Here is a 17,861-nt window from a genome sequence, read left to right on the forward strand (position 1 = left end):
TGGTGACTTCGAAAACAAGTTGCCAAACTTGTCCAATTCAATTAGTAGAACCCATCCCTTTCCCCGGGGTGGGTTTTTTAATAAAAATTATTAAGCAATGACTGATATGGAAACGGCTTATTTCAGATTCTTTTTCATCATAATATCCGTTTGCTCATCGGTACCCATTTTGAAAATGTGCTTATCGAATGCAACGAATCCGTTCTTTTCATAAAATCGGATAGCTCGTGGATTTTCTTCCCAAACCCCGAGCCAGATGTATACTTTGTTTAACGATTTGGCCACTTCGAGCGCCTTTTCATAAAGAAGCTGTCCGACCTTTTTTCCTTGATGGCTACTTTTTACATAGATACGCTCAATTTCCAATGCTTCGTCGCCTTGTTCTTCGGTTTGCGCATGGCCCACATTAATTTTCAGATAACCTACCGCCTCTTCCCCGTCCCAGGCAATGAAGAATAACGATTCTGCATTATTTAGTTCGGTTCTGATCTTTTCTTCACTGAAATTTGCCTCCAAATAGGTGCGCATGTCGGCTTCGGAATTACTGGCTGCAAAGGTTTCAAAGAAGGTTGTTCGGCCAAGGTCTTGAATAACTTTTAACTCGCCAAGCGACGCTTTACTAACTGCTATCGACTTCATGATCATACGGTCTTTCAAAATAAAGATTTGAATAGCTCTTTTTTGCAAATATACCGGAATATCTAATTTCGAAAGATAGCGGCCGGCCAAAAGCGGTTAAACCCTTATAAATGTGGATAAACGATAAGCATATTAGATCTGCAGGTAACCTTTATTCGGTTACCCAGCGATTGACCGTATTGTCTTGCGTTTCCAACACTATTTTATAAAAAGGGGAAGGAATATCTTTGATGGAAACAAGCGCATGTTTACCGGTTAATGGATACGTGCCCATGAGCCGATATTCATCTTCTTTGCCTGTTTTTTTATTATTGGTGGTGGATAACCAGATCTTCACTTCTCCTTCCTGCTTCAGGGGAGTCCAAAAAATGTCGAGGTGTTCTTTTAGGCGATGAACTTTTGGAAGCGCTATTGCTACTTCGCCCATTAAAGAAATACCATCCAATTCGCGTGCGGCTATTGTCGGAACAGGAATCTCCATATATCGGGCAATGGTAGGTAGAATATCAACGACAGAAGGGTATAGCATTGCACTATAGGTGTTTTTAAGTGGCCTGTTACTGAGAATCCATGCTGAGCGCTGGCGAAAGGACTGCCCCCCATGGCCTTTACCGTCTTTTTCTGCTCTGCCGTGATCCGTAGTTATCAGGAGTAGCCAGTCTTCGTTGAATTTTTTTTCGCGTTCGTCTATAGCGGCCATAATTTGCCCAACCTCTTCGTCTACCTTTTGTATAGCCTCTGTGTATTCGGGGCTGTCGCCATACATGTGGCCCATATCGTCCGTGTGTTCGAGGTATACCCAGGAGAGGTCGGGTGCCCGCTCGGCAATCGATTCGGCAGCTTTAGCGCTAACTGCCTGATCAATTGCCAACATAAACCGGCGTTTCGCGTCATGTGGATATTTCACTGTGTCCGATTCCAACCCATCGAACGCTTCGTCCATCTTAATGTAATTCGTTTGTGCCAGGTTTTCGCCGATTAACTTCGTTCTATTATCCTGCCAACTGGAAAAAACCGCAATTTTTTTCTTTGGAAAAGCGTCTTTCAGTAAACGGAAAATCGTTGGATAGTTGTAATTGGGATCTTTGATATCATTATCCGGAACGTTGTGTTTGTTATACCAAACGCCTGTTAGTACATTGTTATAGCCTACAGCAGAAATTGTTGGCGATTCACTATACGAGCCTGCTTCACCCCCTTGGTAAGCGCGAAGGTAGGCGCCTTTCGCCATCAACTTTTTCATATTTGGCACGTCTGTTCGCTCCAATGCATCTGCTGAAATACCATCTGCAATTATGAATACTACCTTTTTTTGTCGTTGTGCAATGACGGGGCCAAAGCACATACAGAATAGAACTAAAATACTAAGTTTTTTCATCTATTTAAATTTGTTTTTTAGTGGTGATGAAGCTACCAGATTTATTCATTCCCCTGTGTGGTTTGAATAAATCATGATGGTTTCATGTGTTATGTTTTAAATCTTTCGGCAAAATCAAATATCCCGAATTATCCCCATAATCAGAAAGGATTGATTAACTTGGTTCTTTAATAGGGATGACATTGGGTTTTCCTTTTTGTCGCACTTATATTAGTTGACGGTAAAATTCAGCTTGAGCAGTTAAGCCATCATTAAGAAATCTTTATTTTATTAATTAATTGAATGTTCATTCAATAATAACTCATCTATTTGTAACCGATTTCAGTACGATAAATATATGGGTAGAAAAAGTATAAAAGATATCAGGAAACAGGAGATTATCAAAGTCTTCTATAAAGTAGCAAAAAAAATTGGTTACGCCAATACTTCAATAGCAAAAGTGGCTAAAGTGATGAATATAAACCCTAGCCTTATCATCCATTATTTTGCTACTAAAGAGGATTTAAAGGAAGCGTTGATCGATTACTTATTGGAACGCTATCTGCTGATTTTCAACATAGACAAGGAAAAAGATTATAGCCTGACAGACCTCTACGATATTATTGATCGACTCTTTTCAAAGAAATGGAACAAATTATTTGATGATAGTCTATTCTACGACTTTTATGCAGAGAGTTTCCGGAACAAACAAATTAGGCGTAAATACATTACCATTCTCGACTCGTTACGATCGACACTTAGCACCATACTCGCTAAATTGAACGACCGGCAACAGCTGCGTCTAACGAACCCTGCTCATACGGCTGATCTGATTTTTATTTTTCTGGATGGCGCTTATTTTTATTTATCGTTGGTAGAAGATAAGTCGATGGTCGAAAATAGACTCAATCAATACAAAGAAGAAGTTTATGATCTGTTAAAGTTAACCTAGCGTCTCCTACAAGCATTCTTTCCTAATTTGCTATTCTGTCTGCATATTCCATAAGCAGACTTGCGCATCTTTATTGATCGTAACAACGCCGCCATAAGGTTAGTGGCCTATGATAGTGGCTGACAGTAAGTGTCTTTTCTTTTTTAATTGAATGAATGTTCAATTAAAATAACGATATATTAATTCCTCCTTAACATCTGAAATTCATCTTTGTTGCCAGATCCCTAATCTTAAAAAATAGTTATGAAACAGATTTTACTGTTACTTGTCATAAGCCCGCTGATCATCTGGCAGTATGGGGTATATGGCCGACAGGTGCGTCAAGATGACCGCACAATTTCCGGAACGGTGAAAGACTCGATTGGCGAAACACTGCCGGGTGTGAGTATTGCCATTGTTGGTAAGACACAGGGAACGTCGACAACGATAGACGGCGTTTTCTCTTTAAAAGTAAAAACAGGGGATGTGCTGCATATCTCTGCCATTGGTTATTTGCCGCAAGAGGTAAAGATAACAGCGGCTGAGCACTATGACATCATATTGGCCGATGACAAACAAAGCCTCAACGAAGTTGTCGTGGTTGGTTACGGAACACAAAAAAAAGTGAACCTATCGGGTGCGGTCGACCAAGTGAAAGCAACAGACCTACAGAATCGACCAATAGCAAATGTTGCGCAAGGTTTGCAGGGAATGGTGCCAAATTTAAATATCCGCTTTGCATCCGGTGGTCCCGGAGAAGCGGCGGACATCAATATTCGGGGCATCACTTCCATCAATGGTGGCGGGCCGCTTATATTGGTTGACGGTGTGCAAATAAGTGCCGCTGAACTGAACTTGATAGCGCCACAGGACATTGAGACGATGTCGGTGATCAAAGATGCGTCCGCTGCGGCCATCTATGGGGCGCGGGCGGCATTTGGGGTGATTTTAATTAAAACGAAAACAGGCGCTGTAGCGGGTGCTACCGTCAGTTACTCCAATAATTTCAGTTTAAATAAACCCACCGTTTTGCCGAAAATGGTGACAGATCCTTACATCTTTTCGCGTTTACTGGAATTATCTACCGATAATACCCCTTGGGATAACGTTAATTATAGCGATCAATTTTACCAATATGCCAAAGAACGATCGGATGATCCATCTATCGCCGGGGTACGGGTAAATCCTACCGATCCCAGCTTATGGGAATATATGGGTAATCGGGACTGGAGCCGCTATTTTATGGATGATTATAACTTCAACCAAAATCACGACCTCGCCATTAGCGGCGTGAGCGAAAACAATAAAGCACAATATTACCTATCAGGCGGTTATAACAGACAGAACAGTCCGTTAACCTTGGCCGATGATTACAATGAACGCTATAGTCTGCGCGCTAAAATTGATTATAACTTAAAGAAGTGGCTTAAAGTTGGGAATAACACCTACTATACCTATACGAATCGAAAATCGCCAACCCGATTTTACAGCAATCCCAGCCAAGCTTCCTCATCACTGCCTGTTACGAACACTCCTTTCAGTATTTATGATCTGTATACTATTTTTCCTACTTCATGGGATAAGAACCCGGATGGCACCTGGGCTAATGAAACCGTAGGTCGGCTGGCCGCCCAACTAGTTGACGGTGGTGCAACAACGGTGAAGCAAAACATGATTCAGTCTACCTTTACCGCTGAGATGTCTTTTTGGGATAGGTTGCTCACCGTTAATAGTGATTTTACCTTTAGAAATACCTCCATCAACACGAATTCTTATAATACCAAATATCAAATTGGTTATGGCCCGAATGATATACGGGAGGAAGGAGAGAATAGTGCCAGAAGAGATGCCGAATCTATTACCTATCAAGTATTCAATATCTATGGGACATTGAATAAGAGCTTCGGAAAACACAGTTTGTCAGCCATTGCGGGGTATAACCAGGAAAATTACCGTGACGAATTTTTTTATGTCAGCAAACAAGACCTGATTTCTTCATCTTATCCCACGATTGGCTTAGCCACTGGATTGACCAATGGCGAGGAAGATATAAGGACCTATGCACTTAGAGGTGCTTTTGGTCGAGTCAATTATATTTATAATGACCGTTATATCGTGGAATTCAATGGAAGATATGACGGCTCTTCACGCTTTCCCAAAAATAAACGCTTCGGATTTTTCCCTTCGGCTTCCGCTGCATGGCGGATCGATCAGGAGTCTTTTATGGACGGTATCCGTCAGACCGTTAATAATCTAAAGCTTCGGGCTTCCTATGGTTCCTTAGGAAATCAGAACGTGGCCAACTACGGCTATCTTCCTTTCATGGAGGCTTCACAGTCCGGTTACCTGATCGGTGATTCGCGCCCGACCATGATCAGTCCGCCGCTCCTCGTTTCACCCAATTATACGTGGGAAAAGGTGAATACACTTAATGTCGGTTTGGATATGGGGCTCCTCCAGGATCGTATTACGCTGACTTTCGACATGTATAAACGGAATACCCTCAATATGTTAACGCGTGGAAAGGAGCTCCCCGGTGTGTTGGGTGCCGTTGAACCGAGTGAAAATGCTGCTGATCTGCAAACGAAAGGTTGGGAGCTTTCATTTGGATATCAGAATAAATATGAGGTTGGCGGAAGCCCACTTACCTTCCAGGGCCGCTTTGTACTCTCCGATTCTAAAACACATATTACACGTTTTGATAATCCGAACGGAAGCATCCTGCAATACTACAAAGGAATGGAGCTGGGGGAAATCTGGGGATTGCAAAGCAACGGACTTTTTGCCAATACAGACGAGATTGCACAATTAGACGAGTCAGCTATTATTCCTTGGGGTGCGTTACAGATTGTACCGGGATGGCCCAAATATATCGATCGGGATGGTAACGGAAAAATTGAAAAGGGCTATACGCTGGACGATACAAAGGATTTGACCGTAATCGGAAATTCAACACCGCGCTACCAGTTTGGTCTTGATCTGAACTCTTCGTGGAAAAATTTTGATATCAGGGTCTTTTTACAAGGTGTTGGAAAACGGGATTATTATCCAATCGATTACCTTTATTGGGGCTTTTATCAACAACCCTATGGAAATATTTATGAGCATTTGCTCGACTTTTATAGACCTACCAGTGACAGTGATGAACAAAGGGCGCGTCATTCACAATCTTATCTGAACCTCGGACTTGCAGATGCAAATCCCAACGGAAAATACCCGATTATGCAATCGTGGTTGGCTGATGCTAACCTAGGAACAAGAATTGACGATGCGATGGGATTGGCCATTCCGCAAACCGGCTATCTGCTTAACGGTTCGTATTTGCGTATAAAAAATATTACAATCGGTTACACTTTACCTGAAACATTGATAAAAAAAATAGGCTTGGCCCGTCTTCGCATTTATGCCTCGGGTGAGAACCTCTTCGAATGGTCGGGAATCAAAGATTTTTATGATCCCGAAAGTACCAATGCTAATATCAATACCGATCCAACCAGTGGCATCGGTAGAAAAGGAAATGGAATGACTTACCCTTTCCAAAGGAGTTATTCGGTAGGAATCAATGCCATCTTTTAAAAAATAAAAACATGTCAGCAAAAGAATATACAAAGAAGAACAAGTTTCTTAAAATCGGCCTGTTCATCGGACTCCTAGCCCTTTCGACAGTAAGCTGTAATGATGATTTTTTGGAAAAAACACCCGAAACGGATATTGACGCCGGTAATTTTTTCAATACGGAAGGAGACTTAAACCTATATATTTATAATCTTTACAATTTTCCTTCTACCGGTATTTATACAGCAGATGCTTATAACTTAACCGACAATGCCTTCTCGACGGGAAATGTGGAATTGAAAACCATGATGACCACCAATCCTTCTTCCACTACGATCACCGGTGGGTGGGACTGGGGCCAGCTCAGAAATGTTAATTTCTTTTTGGCGCATTTCCGGAGGGCCAACGCTGCAGAGGACCGCTTAAACCACTTCGAAGGTTTAGCCCGTTTTTTCCGTGCCCGCTTTTATGTTGATAAAATAAAACGATATTCGGATGTTCCCTGGATAGATGTACCATTGGAAGCAAACAGCGAAGACATTTTATTTGCCGGGCGTGACTCACGGGAAACCGTGGTCAACCACCTCATCGAAGACTATGAGTTCGCGATGAACAATGTGGATGTTTCGGCCCCTAAAGGAGCCGTGAACCGTTGGGTGGTCAAAGCTGATTATGCCCGCTTTTTGTTATATGAAGGAACTTTTCGGAAATACCATGCTGAACTGAACTTGTCAGAATCAGCTGATGAACTGCTACAAAAAGCCGCCGCTGTGGCGAAAGAAATTATGGACAGCGGGACCTTTAGTCTCTATTCTACCGGAAAACCAAATGAAGACTATGGGAGCCTTTTCGCAAGTGCAGATCTCTCAAGCAATCCGGAAATCATATTTGGTCGGTTTTACCAAGCGAATGTGCTGAATGGAGATAGCGGCGAAGGGGTTTTCGGCAACTATGAGACTTATCCGCAAAAGGATCTCGTACAGGCGTATCTTATGAAGGACGGTTCTTTTTATAGCAGTCGTCCCAATTATCAGCAAAACGAGTTTGTTGAAGAATTCAGCAACCGCGATCCGCGTTTATATCAAACTTTTGCTTATCCGGGATGGGTTTTGGTGCGCTCCGGTACTTATGCGCAGGGAACGGGTTTATATGTGCAACAGTTGGCGAAGAACTTTTCGGGTTATCATCAGATTAAAGGCTTTTATAATACAACAGATCAGGATGTGCGGAACAACATGGATGTACCGCTTTATCGCTTCGCGGAGATTTTATTGATTTATGCGGAAGCTAGGGCCGAATTAGCGCAACTTACGCAAGGCGACTTGGATATTACGGTGAATAAATTAAGGGATCGTGTTGGTATGCCACACATGACCTTAAACCCGCCAATGGATCCGGTGGAGGCTGCCAAATTTCCCAACCTTTCGTCTGCACAGCGTAGCGAATTATTGGAAATTAGGAGGGAACGTAGGGTAGAACTGGCAATGGAGGGCTTGCGACATGATGATTTGATGCGGTGGGAAGCCGGAGAAGTATTGGAAAAGGAACCACAGGGAATCTATTTTGCTTCGTTGGGAAAACATGATTTAACCGGTGACGGCGTGCCTGATATTTATTTGCTTCCTGCTTCGCAATCGATCCCTAACGATAAAGAAACCAATAGTTTGGGTAAGGTGCTCCAATACTACCGCGTTGGTACCTTCGGTCAGGATGTATCGGTCTTCTTAGGAGGAGCAAACGCAGGAAATATTCAGATAATAGAAGATGTAGGAACATTTGTAACCCCTAAATATTATTATCGACCGATTCCGCAACAACAGATTATGCTCAATCCCAATCTTAAACAGATTTTTGGTTGGGAATAATTGAAATATTCATAAGGGTGCCTAAAAAGCTAGATTGTCATCAGGCACCCTCTACTTCCTTCCTATCAACTACGCTATTTGGGAAAGCGGCGAGATAATTGTCCGCCTTATTGTTTAGCTAGTCATGTAATTTCTTGATCTAAATCAATCGAATTTCTTAACCTATGTTATTCCGGGCAGCGAGCTGCTTGCCTAATTTTACCTCATAAAACAAATCAAAAAATTATTAAATATAAAATGGCAAGGATTCTAAATATTATTTCTAGCCCAAGGGGTGAGCAATCGAACAGTATCAAGTTAGCGAATGCGGTAATCGACCGCCTTAGAGAAAAGGAACCCGCATCTTTCGTAAAAGTGAAAGATTTAACGCGTAACCCGTTCCCTCATCTGGAAGAAGTGCATCTCAATGCTTTTTTTACACCAGCTGAGAAACACACAGATGAGAATAGGGCAGCTATACAACATTCCAATCAGGCGATTCAGGAAATAATGGATGCGGATATTTTGGTAATTGGTGCTCCAATGTACAACTTTGGTATTTCATCTACCTTGAAAGCATGGATTGATCATATTACACGCGCAGGAATTACCTTTAAATATACGACTGAGGGCCCGGTAGGTTTGATAACGGGAAAGAAAGCCTACGTAGCGGTAACAACAGGCGGCATTTACAGCTCCGGCGACTATAAATCCTTTGATTTCGTGACACCGTATCTTAAAATGGCTCTGGGATTTATAGGCATTACCGATGTTACTTTTATTCGGGGCGAAGGTTTTGCCGTATCGGCGGTTCAAGAAACTGCATTGGATACGGCCATCGATAGTATCGTAGTGTAAAGTAGTAACTGTGATATAATTAGAAAAATAGGCGTCGATCTTCGCGTGTTTGCCGCGGTCGGCGTCTAAAAGTCTCGGGAAATTACCTGAAATAAAGACAAATTTGGTCAGGGAATATCCGTATTGGAAACATTGCCTAAATATTCCTTAAAAAAATCATTTTTGTAGACTTCCCCTAAAGGTATTTCATTGTCCGTTAGATAAATGGTATGATGGTCGAATGATTCAACATATTTCTTGTTAACCACATACGATTTACTTACACGGACGAATATCGCAGAAGGAATTTTCTGATGGATGGCCTTTAAGTTCATCGCTGTTATCAGTTTCTGGCTTTTGGTATAAATCACGACATAGTCTTTGAGTCCTTCGATAAATCGGATATCTTCGAAGTTTACCCGATAAAATCGACGATCAGATTTGACGATCAAGTACTGCTCCGTATTCGCTTCAATGGTGTTCTTTTCCGTAGCATGCGAAAGCAGCGTTTTATATATTTCGGCTTTATGTATTGCTTTTTCCAGGCGGGATTTATCAACGGGTTTTAAAAGGTAATCAATGGCGTCAAGCTCATAGCTTTTTAAGGCATATTGCGGATAGGCGGTTGTAAAAATGGTGAGTACCTGGTTGGGGATTTGTGCAGCAAACTCCAGGCCGGTTACCATAGGCATCTGAATATCGAGAAAGATAAGATCTACTTCATTGGTGCTTATAAAATCAAGCGCTGCCGGCGCATTGGAGAATTTGCCCAGCATGTCAAGGTCAGAGACGTCTTTAATCAGCGCCTGCATTTCGTCTCTCGCCAATGGTTCGTCGTCTACGATAATACAATTCATATCGGTAAGATTAAGTGAACATGGTATTCGTTTACTTTAGAAGTGGTATTTAATGTATAACTATCGCCATACAGTAAATGGAGCCGTCTCTTAACATTCGCCAGCCCAAGTCCGCTGTTCTTTTTATCTGAAGCGACATAATTGGGATCTATTGAATTAACACAATCAAAATAAAGTTTATGATTATTTACGTTTATGTCAATACGGATATAAGATTCCCCTTGCTTTATATCAATGCTATGTTTGATGGCATTTTCGACGAAAGTGGTGAAAATATTGGCGGGTAAAAAAATAGCATTTAAGTTATGCATGGTCGACTTATCATTGACCTCAACCTGAAAGTTGTCCCGGCGGATCTTCTCTAATTCGAGGAAGTTGGTTAGGAAATCAATCTCGGATCGGAGCGGTGTTTTTTCTACATTATTTTCATAAAGTTGATAACGAAGAAACTCAGATAATTTCATGATAACGAGCGTCGCTTTTTCAGGATTACTGCGAACCAGCGCTTTAATACCATTCAGCATGTTAAAAAGAAAATGCGGATTAATCTGATTTCGTAACTCGTTTAGTTCCATGGTGAGGGTGAGGTTTTTAAGATCAGACATCCGCTCATTATCGCGTATCCAACGTTGAAATAACTTGATCATTGTGGTAACCAATATGACTGGTGTTAATATGAGTGTAGTTTCATAGAATCCTTTAGCAGGGTTGCCCTTTTGATAGTTTACAGAAACGTTTAGTGGGTCAAGTGTGTTTTCCAGTAAAAACTTCATCATAAAGAGGCATATCATTACCAGTAGGAGTAAAGACACTATATATAGTACATATTTACCTTTGAAGAAAAATTTAGGGATCAAAATATTCATATTCACATAGAACATGAATATTAAATGAGCAAAAACACAAAACCGACGATAATAACGATAAAGTCCCGTGTATTCTGATAAGGGATTTGTAAAGGAGATCATAACAAAGAGGGCCAAAAAGAGAAAAATATGTCGAAACGCTCGATAACGCTCGTCTACAATTAGTCGGATAATCGCTGTATTCTTTATTTCTAATGATTCCTGCTGCTGCATTGGGGAAGATCAAATTCTTAGCAAAGATAACTCGATAAGCTGTATGTACACTAGTTTTTATACTAACCTTGTTGTTTATTATACCAAATCTACCATAGAAAGGCTTTAGTATAATATGTAAGGGCTTTGGTCTAAAAACCCAAAAAAGTCAGAAGCTTATGCTTTTCTTTGGACTGTTAATCCCACATCGGATTATATGGAAAGTAAAAATGACCCCGAAATATCGTTACTTGATTATTGCCGAGTAGTACTGGTTTATCCTGTAATGTCTGCCATAGCATCAACATTAAAAAATCTCGATTAAATGGATAATTTAAAGAAAACCAGCTTCCTTCTGTTTAACTTATTGGCACTATGTTCAGCAAAATGTTTTTCGCAACAGAAAGACAGCCTGTATAGGGCAACATCCGATAGTTTAAACATACGAAAAAAAGCCGTGGCCTATGTAGCCGATAAATTTGCCTTTACCCGTCCATTGAATATCGAGTTCATTCAGACGGCACCTTACAAATTTACTTCCGAGAAAGGCCCCAATGCGATTCCGGAGAGTAAGGTTAATCACATTAGACAGGCCGACATTAGCGCTAATTTTAATTTTATAAAAAGAAAGACGTGGCTTTTGGGCGCAACAGCCGGTTATCGATACACCTCACTAAACACAGATTTGTCATTACCCACCGGTGCAATTAAAACGGTGGATGAAGATTATCATTACCTCTTTTCAGCCTTGACCCTTACCTATTTCTCTAAGCTATTTAACAAACGGACCATCTATACCTCTAGCATTTCCGGTGACGGCAGTGACCGACATTTCGAAAGGGTTAAAGGGCTGTTGACCGCCACGATGGTGTTGAAAGCCAATCAACGCACCAGGTTAATGGTTGGAATGTTGGTTAACATCGATCCCAGCGCACAAACACCATTTATACCAACCTTTTCTTATGAGCATAAATTCAATAATGGACTTATAGCTGACATTGTACTGCCACGAAATATTTACCTTCGAAAATATGTCTTTAACAATGGGCGTCTGTCTTTGGGAACCGAATTAGATAGAACTTCTTTTTATGTTTACGATCTTGACGGCACTTCACAGCGATATGAATACAGGCAATTGGATATTAATTCGGGACTGGTGTATGAACATCTTTTAGCAAAATATTTTGTGCTCACGGCTAAGACGGGAATGAAATTGACAACATCAGGCCGATTATTCCGGAAAGAAGATTCTTTTGGCGACCCGGTATTCCAAACAAGTCCTGATCCAACATTCTACGTTAATTTGGGGGTATCCTTTAATCCGTTTTCGTTTCTGGTAAGAAAGAATAAGACACATTAAAGCAAGCAAATAATATGATCAAAGTTTTTAGAACCGATGTCGAGCATCTCCAGGAGGCTGAACGCATCATTCGTCTTCTTTCTCGAATCTACCCAGGTTCGAAAATCAATTTTGATCTGGAAGACGAAGATAACATCTTGCGTATTGAAGGCGCTTTTTTTACTACACAAGATATCGTATGCTGCGTTGGAAAAAGCGGTTATACCTGCGTCGAACTGCCCATTGTTTGGAGTTAACCTTGAAGGACTCCCTGATTTCCTGACAGCATTTTATAGTCGGGTAGATCCACTGGCAATTCGTTACAAACCGTTATTCCAAGCCCTGTTAACAATGGACGAAAAGCAGGCGGTTTTTTATCACTGCACCGGCGGCCGCGATCGTACGGGAATTGCAACAGCCTTAATATTGAACATATTGCAAGTTCCTCAACATTGAAAGCGGGTTAATCTGCGTTTTAGTATTTGCCTTCCTTCTTTAAAATATCATTTTAAATAAACAAAATGGCTAGTCTGTGGTTCCATAATGAATACTATTTGATGAAAAATACGGTAAATGGAACGCAGCAATTCTCATATCCATGAAGAAATAGGTTCTGTTCTTGAACTGAATTACGTATATACTGTATTGACTCCCATTGTCTTCCCTTACCGTAAAATGTATTGCTGTTACTATGGTATTTCGGATACTATATTCGGGTTTGGTAGCACCATTGAGGAATCTATACACAGTTGGCATCTTGAACTCTGTGTCCGGATGTCTGATCTAAATGAGGACGATATACTTGGACAGGAAATAAAGTCGAAACTGCTAGGTGAGATGTGGTGACCGGTAACCATTGTATATAAATACCGACTTTTTCTCGATAAATAGCTTGGAAAGATTCTCAGTCTACAGCGAATCGTGTCTTCTCATCTTCGCTGACGCAAGGTCCGGCCCGAAGCCTTCCTTTATAAACTTACGTTGAAGATCACAATTACTGTTTACGGCATTGCATTTTAGTTAAGATCAACGGCAAACGTATTAAACTAATACTTGTTGTAGTATAAGTTTTGAAAAAGTAGGATATTGCATATAAAAGAAACCTATTGTATTTTTGTTTGTTAGCCTATTTTTATTAATGTATTAGTTGCTAGTCTAAAAAATTAACTAAAAATTATTTTTGCTTGGTAATTTGGTATATTGTCGCCATTTGGATATCATGGGGAAAAAGAGCATTAAACTTTCAGACGGGACTACTTATCTTGAACTTTTAGAACACGTACACCTCGATGGAAAAGTGAACGTTTTGGTGCGGATAAGTAGACGTAGCGACGACTCCATAACAAGTCTTGATTTTGAGGTACCCTTTCAAGAGGTACATCTGTTGCACCGATATTTTGACGATTTCATGCGCGATCACAAGCAGCTGATCGACGACTACACAAAGAAACAAGCGAATAAAATACGAAAGCTGAAAGATTTGTACCATGATTGCGAAGCAATCGGTTCATTCAGTATTGAGGAAGTAACTGAACTGCAAAAATTGGACATTCCCTTTCTCTCTTTGTTGGCGCTTGAATTGAAAATGCCCGTTGACGAATTGAATACGTTCCTTAGATCGCATCGATTGCCCTTTTTACTATTGAAGCGCATTTTGGAACGAAATTATCTTAACGATTCTTCTTTGCCTTAATTTCTAGCAAGTGCGATTTTGATATTAAAAATAAAAGAGATTCTTCCTATAGAAAAGCGAACAAAAATCCTTCTTTGTTGTTCAAGACTTTAGAAACCGTAATTTCTGTCGTTCTACCATGAAAAAAGTAAAAATCTCAATTATCAGGGAGGGATCCGCCCTGTTGAAAAATGGACTCGCAATCAGTGAAAACCAAGCATGTAGTTTCCAGTATTATCAAAGTGTAGATGATTTTATCGAAAATTATCGCGTTCCTCCAAAAATTTTATTCCTATTTCAAACGAAGACAAAGCGCGTGGACGAAAATACTTTAACGAAAGTCAAACACAATATCGGTGTTGCGGGAAAACTTGTTTTGGTGGATGAGTTGGCTTGTTATACTCATTTCTCCAACTTTCGGACTTACCTAAATGGTTATGTCTCCAGGAGTTTTTTTTATGATTACTATCTGACTATAATTAAGTTGCTGTTAGCAGGCGAGTACGTGCTTTCACCTGAAACTTCCTTTGAGATCGCCGAAAATGTTGTTCGCTTATCAGGTCTCGCACTCAACGGAAAAATACCTTTGATCAGTGAGCAAGAAAAAATGGTTTTGCATTATGTCATTGAAGGATACACCAATGCGGAAATTGGAAGCGAGCTGAAAATGCCTGCTCGTAGGGTAGGAGTCTGTATTGATAGGTTATGCAAGAAGGCCATGGTATCGGATCGGCCGGCTTTAATTCGTTGGGTAACCTTGCATGCCTATGAGCTGTTCAATTGGAAATTGGTTGATAAGCAGCGATGTATAGGAGTCAGTTCCGCTTAATAAGGGGCGCTGTTTATTCATCAATATAAGCTTCCCAATTTTTTTATATTATCTTTTTAATAGGCTCCCTGTTTGACGAAAAAACCGGCGTCGGTTTTGATAGATAATTCACCAAAGACGACCTTGACAATGATGACAGATCCGAAGACGAATAGTGCTCAGTTATTTTCTAGCCCACTTATTTCCGACGCAAACGTGTTAAATCAGCAATTGGTAAACGTTAATAAGCAATTACGAGATAGTGAAACACGTTTTGCCGCATTTGTGAAAGCCACTTCCGATGTCATTTATCGGATGAACGCAGATTGGACCATTATGCTCGAACTTCAGGGCCGTGAATTTCTCGAAGATACAGGGGAACCCATTCAACATTGGATGGATAAGTACATCCATTCCGAAGATAAGGAACAGATCTTGCATGTCATCCAAGAAGCACTACGCACTAAGAGCATTTTTCAACTGGAACACCAAGTGAAACGGCTTGACGGTAAAATGGGTTGGGCATCTTCTCGTGCTATTCCAATTGTAGACCGAGACGGCAATATAATTGAATGGTTTGGAACCACCAGTGACATTACGCAACGGAAGCAAGCGGAAGAAGCCTTACGTCGATCGAAAGACGAGCTGGAACAACAGAAAAGGCTTTATGAGGCAGTAACGGCAAGTACACCGGATCTTGTCTACGTGTTTGATTTACAATACAAATTCACCTATGCTAACAAGGCCTTACTTATAATGTGGGGCAAAAACACCTTGGAAGAGGCAAAGGGTAAGGGGCTTCGTGAATTGGGCTATGAAGAATGGCATGCCGAAATGCACGAGCGGGAGATTGACGAAGTGGTTGCAACGAAACGATTGATAAGAGGCGAAGTTGCTTTCCCTCATGCTACACTTGGTAGACGCATTTATGATTACATCTTTTCGCCGGTATTTGACGCAAACAATGAAATTGTTGCGGTGGCAGGTACAACCCGTGATATTACCGAGATGAGGCAACTTTCGGAACAAAAGGACGAATTCTTGGCTATGGCCTCACACGAATTAAAAACACCGGTGACGGTAATTAAGGCCTATACCCAAATCTTTCATCGTTCTGCGCAAGAAGCGAATGACAAGCAAGCAGCAACCCTTGCCTTAAAAATGGAGGCGCAGATTGATAAGTTAACATCGCGAATAGCTGAACTACTTGATGTGTCGAGAATACAAGGTGGAAAGCTACACTTGCAAGAGAAACATTTCGACTTCAATGAATTGATTGATGGTGTGGTGGAGGAAATACAACGAACTACGCATCGGCATCAGATCATTAGGCGTTTAACAACATCAAGAACGGTGTTTGGTGATCAAGATCGGATTGGGCAGGTTGTCATCAATTTGTTAACTAATGCGATTAAGTATTCCCCTCAGTCAGATGTTATCTATGTGTACACCAAGCTGGTTAATGAGAATCAACGCGATCGTATCGTATTCTCTGTGGAAGATTTTGGCATTGGCATTCCTGAAGCTGACCAAGAAAGGATATTCGATCGATTTTATCGCGTAACCGGTGGAAATCAGAATACGTATCCGGGTTTAGGACTGGGGCTTTATATTTGTTCGGAAATCATCAAATGGCACGGAGGAACCATTTGGTTGGAAAACAAAAAAGAGGGGGGCTCTATTTTTTCATTTTCATTACTTCTAAAGAAATAAAGGGAACATAATCAGCTAAACGTTGTTAAAAGTTAAAGCTTGGCATAAAGATGAGAAAGAAAAAGGTAATGATCATAGATAATGATCCAGGTATCCTTGATTCTGTCAAATTATTGCTTGAAGTGTGTAATTATGACGTTGAAGCAACTGACGACTTGAGCATAGTAACAGACTCAGGGCATGAGCTTCCGGATATTTTATTATTGGATATTTGGATGTCGGGTGTGAACGGAAAAGACGTTTGTAAACAGCTCAAAAGCCGAGACCTAACACGTCAACTACCCATTATTATGTTTTCCGCAAACAGAGACATCGCGAAAATCGCCCAAGAAGCCGGAGCCGATGATTATATAGCCAAGCCTTTTGAACTAAACGATATGCTTGAAAAAATAGAGCGATATACTTAATAGTGCCGCATGCTATTGAGAAGAAAACGAGTATGTCTTAGCTCGGTATAAGATAATATGTTCTCGTTTATTCACTATAATTTGTAAATAATTTCTCAATATTTCTCGCTTTTTCTCAAACTAATTGTTGGTATAATTGTTCTTCGTTACCAAGTATAAAGAATAATTATGGTAAGCGTAGGTATAATAGAACCGGATGAACAGATGAGAGCTACAATTCGGACGCTCTTATTGAAACAAAGAAGTCAGGAATTCAACATCCTTTTCGAGCTGGAGCGCGCCAATAACCTGCTCCATCAAAAGGCCCTGTCACCACAACTGATCTTAGTTGAACTTAAAGGGTATTCGACAAGAGTGATTAAACAGATAAAAATTCAGTTTCCAAAAACAAATATAATCATATTAAGCGAAATCGCTAATATCGCGACTGTACTGGAGGCCCTTCGCGCGGGCGCCGTTAGCTATTTGTTAAAGTCTACTTGCTTAAATAATATAGCATCAGCGTTAATTGCAACTCATAAAGGTGGGTCTGTTATTAGCCCTTTTATTTCCCGCGAAATGGTGGAAAGGATACATGATGCAAAACGGCGAGAGGATCTACTTTCCGCGCGCGAATTGCAGATTGCTAACGGGCTTGCCGATGGGTTGAGTTATAAGCTAGTAGCCGATCGCTACAATTTGGCAGTTGACACGGTACGGGTTTATATTAAACGGATTTATCGCAAGTTAAATATAAACAGTAAGGGGGAATTGATCGCACAATTAAAATATTAAGAATCATCACATCGTTATGTGACATCTGCTTTTTCTAGGTCCGCTTTGTAAATAGAATATTTGTTTTTGG

At 40.7% G+C, this 17,861-nt stretch carries 17 protein-coding genes; 13 read left to right on the forward strand and 4 right to left on the reverse strand.

Going from position 1 to position 17,861, the window contains the following annotated elements; translation table 11 throughout:
- Positions 1–117 precede the first annotated feature (117 nt).
- Positions 118–639: a GNAT family N-acetyltransferase gene (locus M1D52_RS07765; protein WP_437392100.1), complete on the reverse strand. Its 522-nt coding sequence runs from the start codon at positions 637–639 to the stop codon at positions 118–120.
- Between the two features lie 151 nt (positions 640–790).
- Positions 791–2,017, reverse strand: a complete 1,227-nt coding sequence (locus M1D52_RS07770) for an alkaline phosphatase family protein (protein ID WP_437392101.1) — start codon at positions 2,015–2,017, stop codon at positions 791–793.
- Positions 2,018–2,354: 337 nt separating this feature from the next.
- Between M1D52_RS07770 and M1D52_RS07775 the strand changes: the two genes are divergently transcribed.
- The 4 genes from M1D52_RS07775 to M1D52_RS07790 all read left to right on the forward strand — a co-directional run bounded on the left by M1D52_RS07775 (position 2,355) and on the right by M1D52_RS07790 (position 9,184).
- Positions 2,355–2,948, forward strand: coding sequence for a TetR family transcriptional regulator (locus tag M1D52_RS07775; protein ID WP_437392103.1), 594 nt, complete (start codon positions 2,355–2,357; stop codon positions 2,946–2,948).
- 243 nt (positions 2,949–3,191) lie between these two features.
- The gene (locus tag M1D52_RS07780; RefSeq protein WP_437392105.1) at positions 3,192–6,503 is read left to right on the forward strand and encodes a SusC/RagA family TonB-linked outer membrane protein; all 3,312 of its coding nucleotides are present in this window, start codon (positions 3,192–3,194) and stop codon (positions 6,501–6,503) included.
- Between the two features lie 11 nt (positions 6,504–6,514).
- Positions 6,515–8,347 carry a RagB/SusD family nutrient uptake outer membrane protein gene (locus tag M1D52_RS07785; protein WP_437392107.1) on the forward strand — a complete coding sequence of 611 codons (1,833 nt, stop codon included), beginning with the start codon at positions 6,515–6,517 and terminating at the stop codon, positions 8,345–8,347.
- 237 nt (positions 8,348–8,584) lie between these two features.
- Entirely contained in the window at positions 8,585–9,184 is a 600-nt protein-coding gene (locus M1D52_RS07790; protein ID WP_437392109.1) for an FMN-dependent NADH-azoreductase, read from the forward strand.
- A gap of 107 nt (positions 9,185–9,291) precedes the next feature.
- Here the strand turns inward: M1D52_RS07790 and M1D52_RS07795 are convergent, their stop codons facing one another.
- Positions 9,292–10,020 carry a LytR/AlgR family response regulator transcription factor gene (locus tag M1D52_RS07795; RefSeq protein WP_013667960.1) on the reverse strand — a complete coding sequence of 243 codons (729 nt, stop codon included), beginning with the start codon at positions 10,018–10,020 and terminating at the stop codon, positions 9,292–9,294.
- Positions 10,017–11,099 (reverse strand): sensor histidine kinase, encoded by a 1,083-nt coding sequence (locus M1D52_RS07800; protein ID WP_437392110.1) that lies wholly within the window; start codon positions 11,097–11,099, stop codon positions 10,017–10,019. The genes M1D52_RS07795 and M1D52_RS07800 overlap by 4 nt, the downstream gene beginning before the upstream one ends.
- Before the next feature lie 304 nt (positions 11,100–11,403).
- Between M1D52_RS07800 and M1D52_RS07805 the strand changes: the two genes are divergently transcribed.
- The 9 genes from M1D52_RS07805 (at position 11,404) to M1D52_RS07845 (ending at position 17,791) form a co-directional block, all read left to right on the forward strand.
- Entirely contained in the window at positions 11,404–12,438 is a 1,035-nt protein-coding gene (locus M1D52_RS07805; protein ID WP_437365578.1) for a hypothetical protein, read from the forward strand.
- 14 nt (positions 12,439–12,452) lie between these two features.
- The gene (locus M1D52_RS07810; RefSeq protein ID WP_013667957.1) at positions 12,453–12,674 is read left to right on the forward strand and encodes a hypothetical protein; all 222 of its coding nucleotides are present in this window, start codon (positions 12,453–12,455) and stop codon (positions 12,672–12,674) included.
- Positions 12,661–12,873: a tyrosine-protein phosphatase gene (locus M1D52_RS07815; RefSeq protein WP_437392111.1), complete on the forward strand. Its 213-nt coding sequence runs from the start codon at positions 12,661–12,663 to the stop codon at positions 12,871–12,873. The genes M1D52_RS07810 and M1D52_RS07815 overlap by 14 nt, the downstream gene beginning before the upstream one ends.
- Before the next feature lie 117 nt (positions 12,874–12,990).
- Positions 12,991–13,263: a hypothetical protein gene (locus tag M1D52_RS07820; protein ID WP_130856748.1), complete on the forward strand. Its 273-nt coding sequence runs from the start codon at positions 12,991–12,993 to the stop codon at positions 13,261–13,263.
- 373 nt (positions 13,264–13,636) lie between these two features.
- Positions 13,637–14,110, forward strand: a complete 474-nt coding sequence (locus tag M1D52_RS07825) for a hypothetical protein (protein ID WP_437365590.1) — start codon at positions 13,637–13,639, stop codon at positions 14,108–14,110.
- A 118-nt stretch (positions 14,111–14,228) separates the two neighbouring features.
- Positions 14,229–14,918 carry a helix-turn-helix transcriptional regulator gene (locus M1D52_RS07830; protein ID WP_437392113.1) on the forward strand — a complete coding sequence of 230 codons (690 nt, stop codon included), beginning with the start codon at positions 14,229–14,231 and terminating at the stop codon, positions 14,916–14,918.
- A 129-nt stretch (positions 14,919–15,047) separates the two neighbouring features.
- The gene (locus M1D52_RS07835; RefSeq protein ID WP_437392115.1) at positions 15,048–16,610 is read left to right on the forward strand and encodes a PAS domain-containing sensor histidine kinase; all 1,563 of its coding nucleotides are present in this window, start codon (positions 15,048–15,050) and stop codon (positions 16,608–16,610) included.
- A 50-nt stretch (positions 16,611–16,660) separates the two neighbouring features.
- The gene (locus tag M1D52_RS07840; protein ID WP_437392117.1) at positions 16,661–17,017 is read left to right on the forward strand and encodes a response regulator; all 357 of its coding nucleotides are present in this window, start codon (positions 16,661–16,663) and stop codon (positions 17,015–17,017) included.
- Between the two features lie 168 nt (positions 17,018–17,185).
- Positions 17,186–17,791, forward strand: coding sequence for a LuxR C-terminal-related transcriptional regulator (locus M1D52_RS07845; RefSeq protein ID WP_437392118.1), 606 nt, complete (start codon positions 17,186–17,188; stop codon positions 17,789–17,791).
- The last annotated feature ends 70 nt before the right edge of the window (positions 17,792–17,861 follow it).

The sequence above is a fragment of the Olivibacter sp. SA151 genome (genome assembly GCF_054130995.1).

What these genes read in the sequence shown, in the direction of transcription:
- M1D52_RS07765 (WP_437392100.1), bottom strand. Translation starts at nt 639, where the DNA reads ATGAAGTCGATAGCAGTTAGTAAAGCGTCGCTTGGCGAGTTAAAAGTT.
- M1D52_RS07770 (WP_437392101.1), bottom strand. Translation starts at nt 2,017, where the DNA reads ATGAAAAAACTTAGTATTTTAGTTCTATTCTGTATGTGCTTTGGCCCC.
- M1D52_RS07775 (WP_437392103.1), top strand. Translation starts at nt 2,355, where the DNA reads ATGGGTAGAAAAAGTATAAAAGATATCAGGAAACAGGAGATTATCAAA.
- M1D52_RS07780 (WP_437392105.1), top strand. Translation starts at nt 3,192, where the DNA reads ATGAAACAGATTTTACTGTTACTTGTCATAAGCCCGCTGATCATCTGG.
- M1D52_RS07785 (WP_437392107.1), top strand. Translation starts at nt 6,515, where the DNA reads ATGTCAGCAAAAGAATATACAAAGAAGAACAAGTTTCTTAAAATCGGC.
- M1D52_RS07790 (WP_437392109.1), top strand. Translation starts at nt 8,585, where the DNA reads ATGGCAAGGATTCTAAATATTATTTCTAGCCCAAGGGGTGAGCAATCG.
- M1D52_RS07795 (WP_013667960.1), bottom strand. Translation starts at nt 10,020, where the DNA reads ATGAATTGTATTATCGTAGACGACGAACCATTGGCGAGAGACGAAATG.
- M1D52_RS07800 (WP_437392110.1), bottom strand. Translation starts at nt 11,099, where the DNA reads ATGCAGCAGCAGGAATCATTAGAAATAAAGAATACAGCGATTATCCGA.
- M1D52_RS07805 (WP_437365578.1), top strand. Translation starts at nt 11,404, where the DNA reads ATGGATAATTTAAAGAAAACCAGCTTCCTTCTGTTTAACTTATTGGCA.
- M1D52_RS07810 (WP_013667957.1), top strand. Translation starts at nt 12,453, where the DNA reads ATGATCAAAGTTTTTAGAACCGATGTCGAGCATCTCCAGGAGGCTGAA.
- M1D52_RS07820 (WP_130856748.1), top strand. Translation starts at nt 12,991, where the DNA reads ATGGAACGCAGCAATTCTCATATCCATGAAGAAATAGGTTCTGTTCTT.
- M1D52_RS07825 (WP_437365590.1), top strand. Translation starts at nt 13,637, where the DNA reads ATGGGGAAAAAGAGCATTAAACTTTCAGACGGGACTACTTATCTTGAA.
- M1D52_RS07830 (WP_437392113.1), top strand. Translation starts at nt 14,229, where the DNA reads ATGAAAAAAGTAAAAATCTCAATTATCAGGGAGGGATCCGCCCTGTTG.
- M1D52_RS07835 (WP_437392115.1), top strand. Translation starts at nt 15,048, where the DNA reads ATGATGACAGATCCGAAGACGAATAGTGCTCAGTTATTTTCTAGCCCA.
- M1D52_RS07840 (WP_437392117.1), top strand. Translation starts at nt 16,661, where the DNA reads ATGAGAAAGAAAAAGGTAATGATCATAGATAATGATCCAGGTATCCTT.
- M1D52_RS07845 (WP_437392118.1), top strand. Translation starts at nt 17,186, where the DNA reads ATGGTAAGCGTAGGTATAATAGAACCGGATGAACAGATGAGAGCTACA.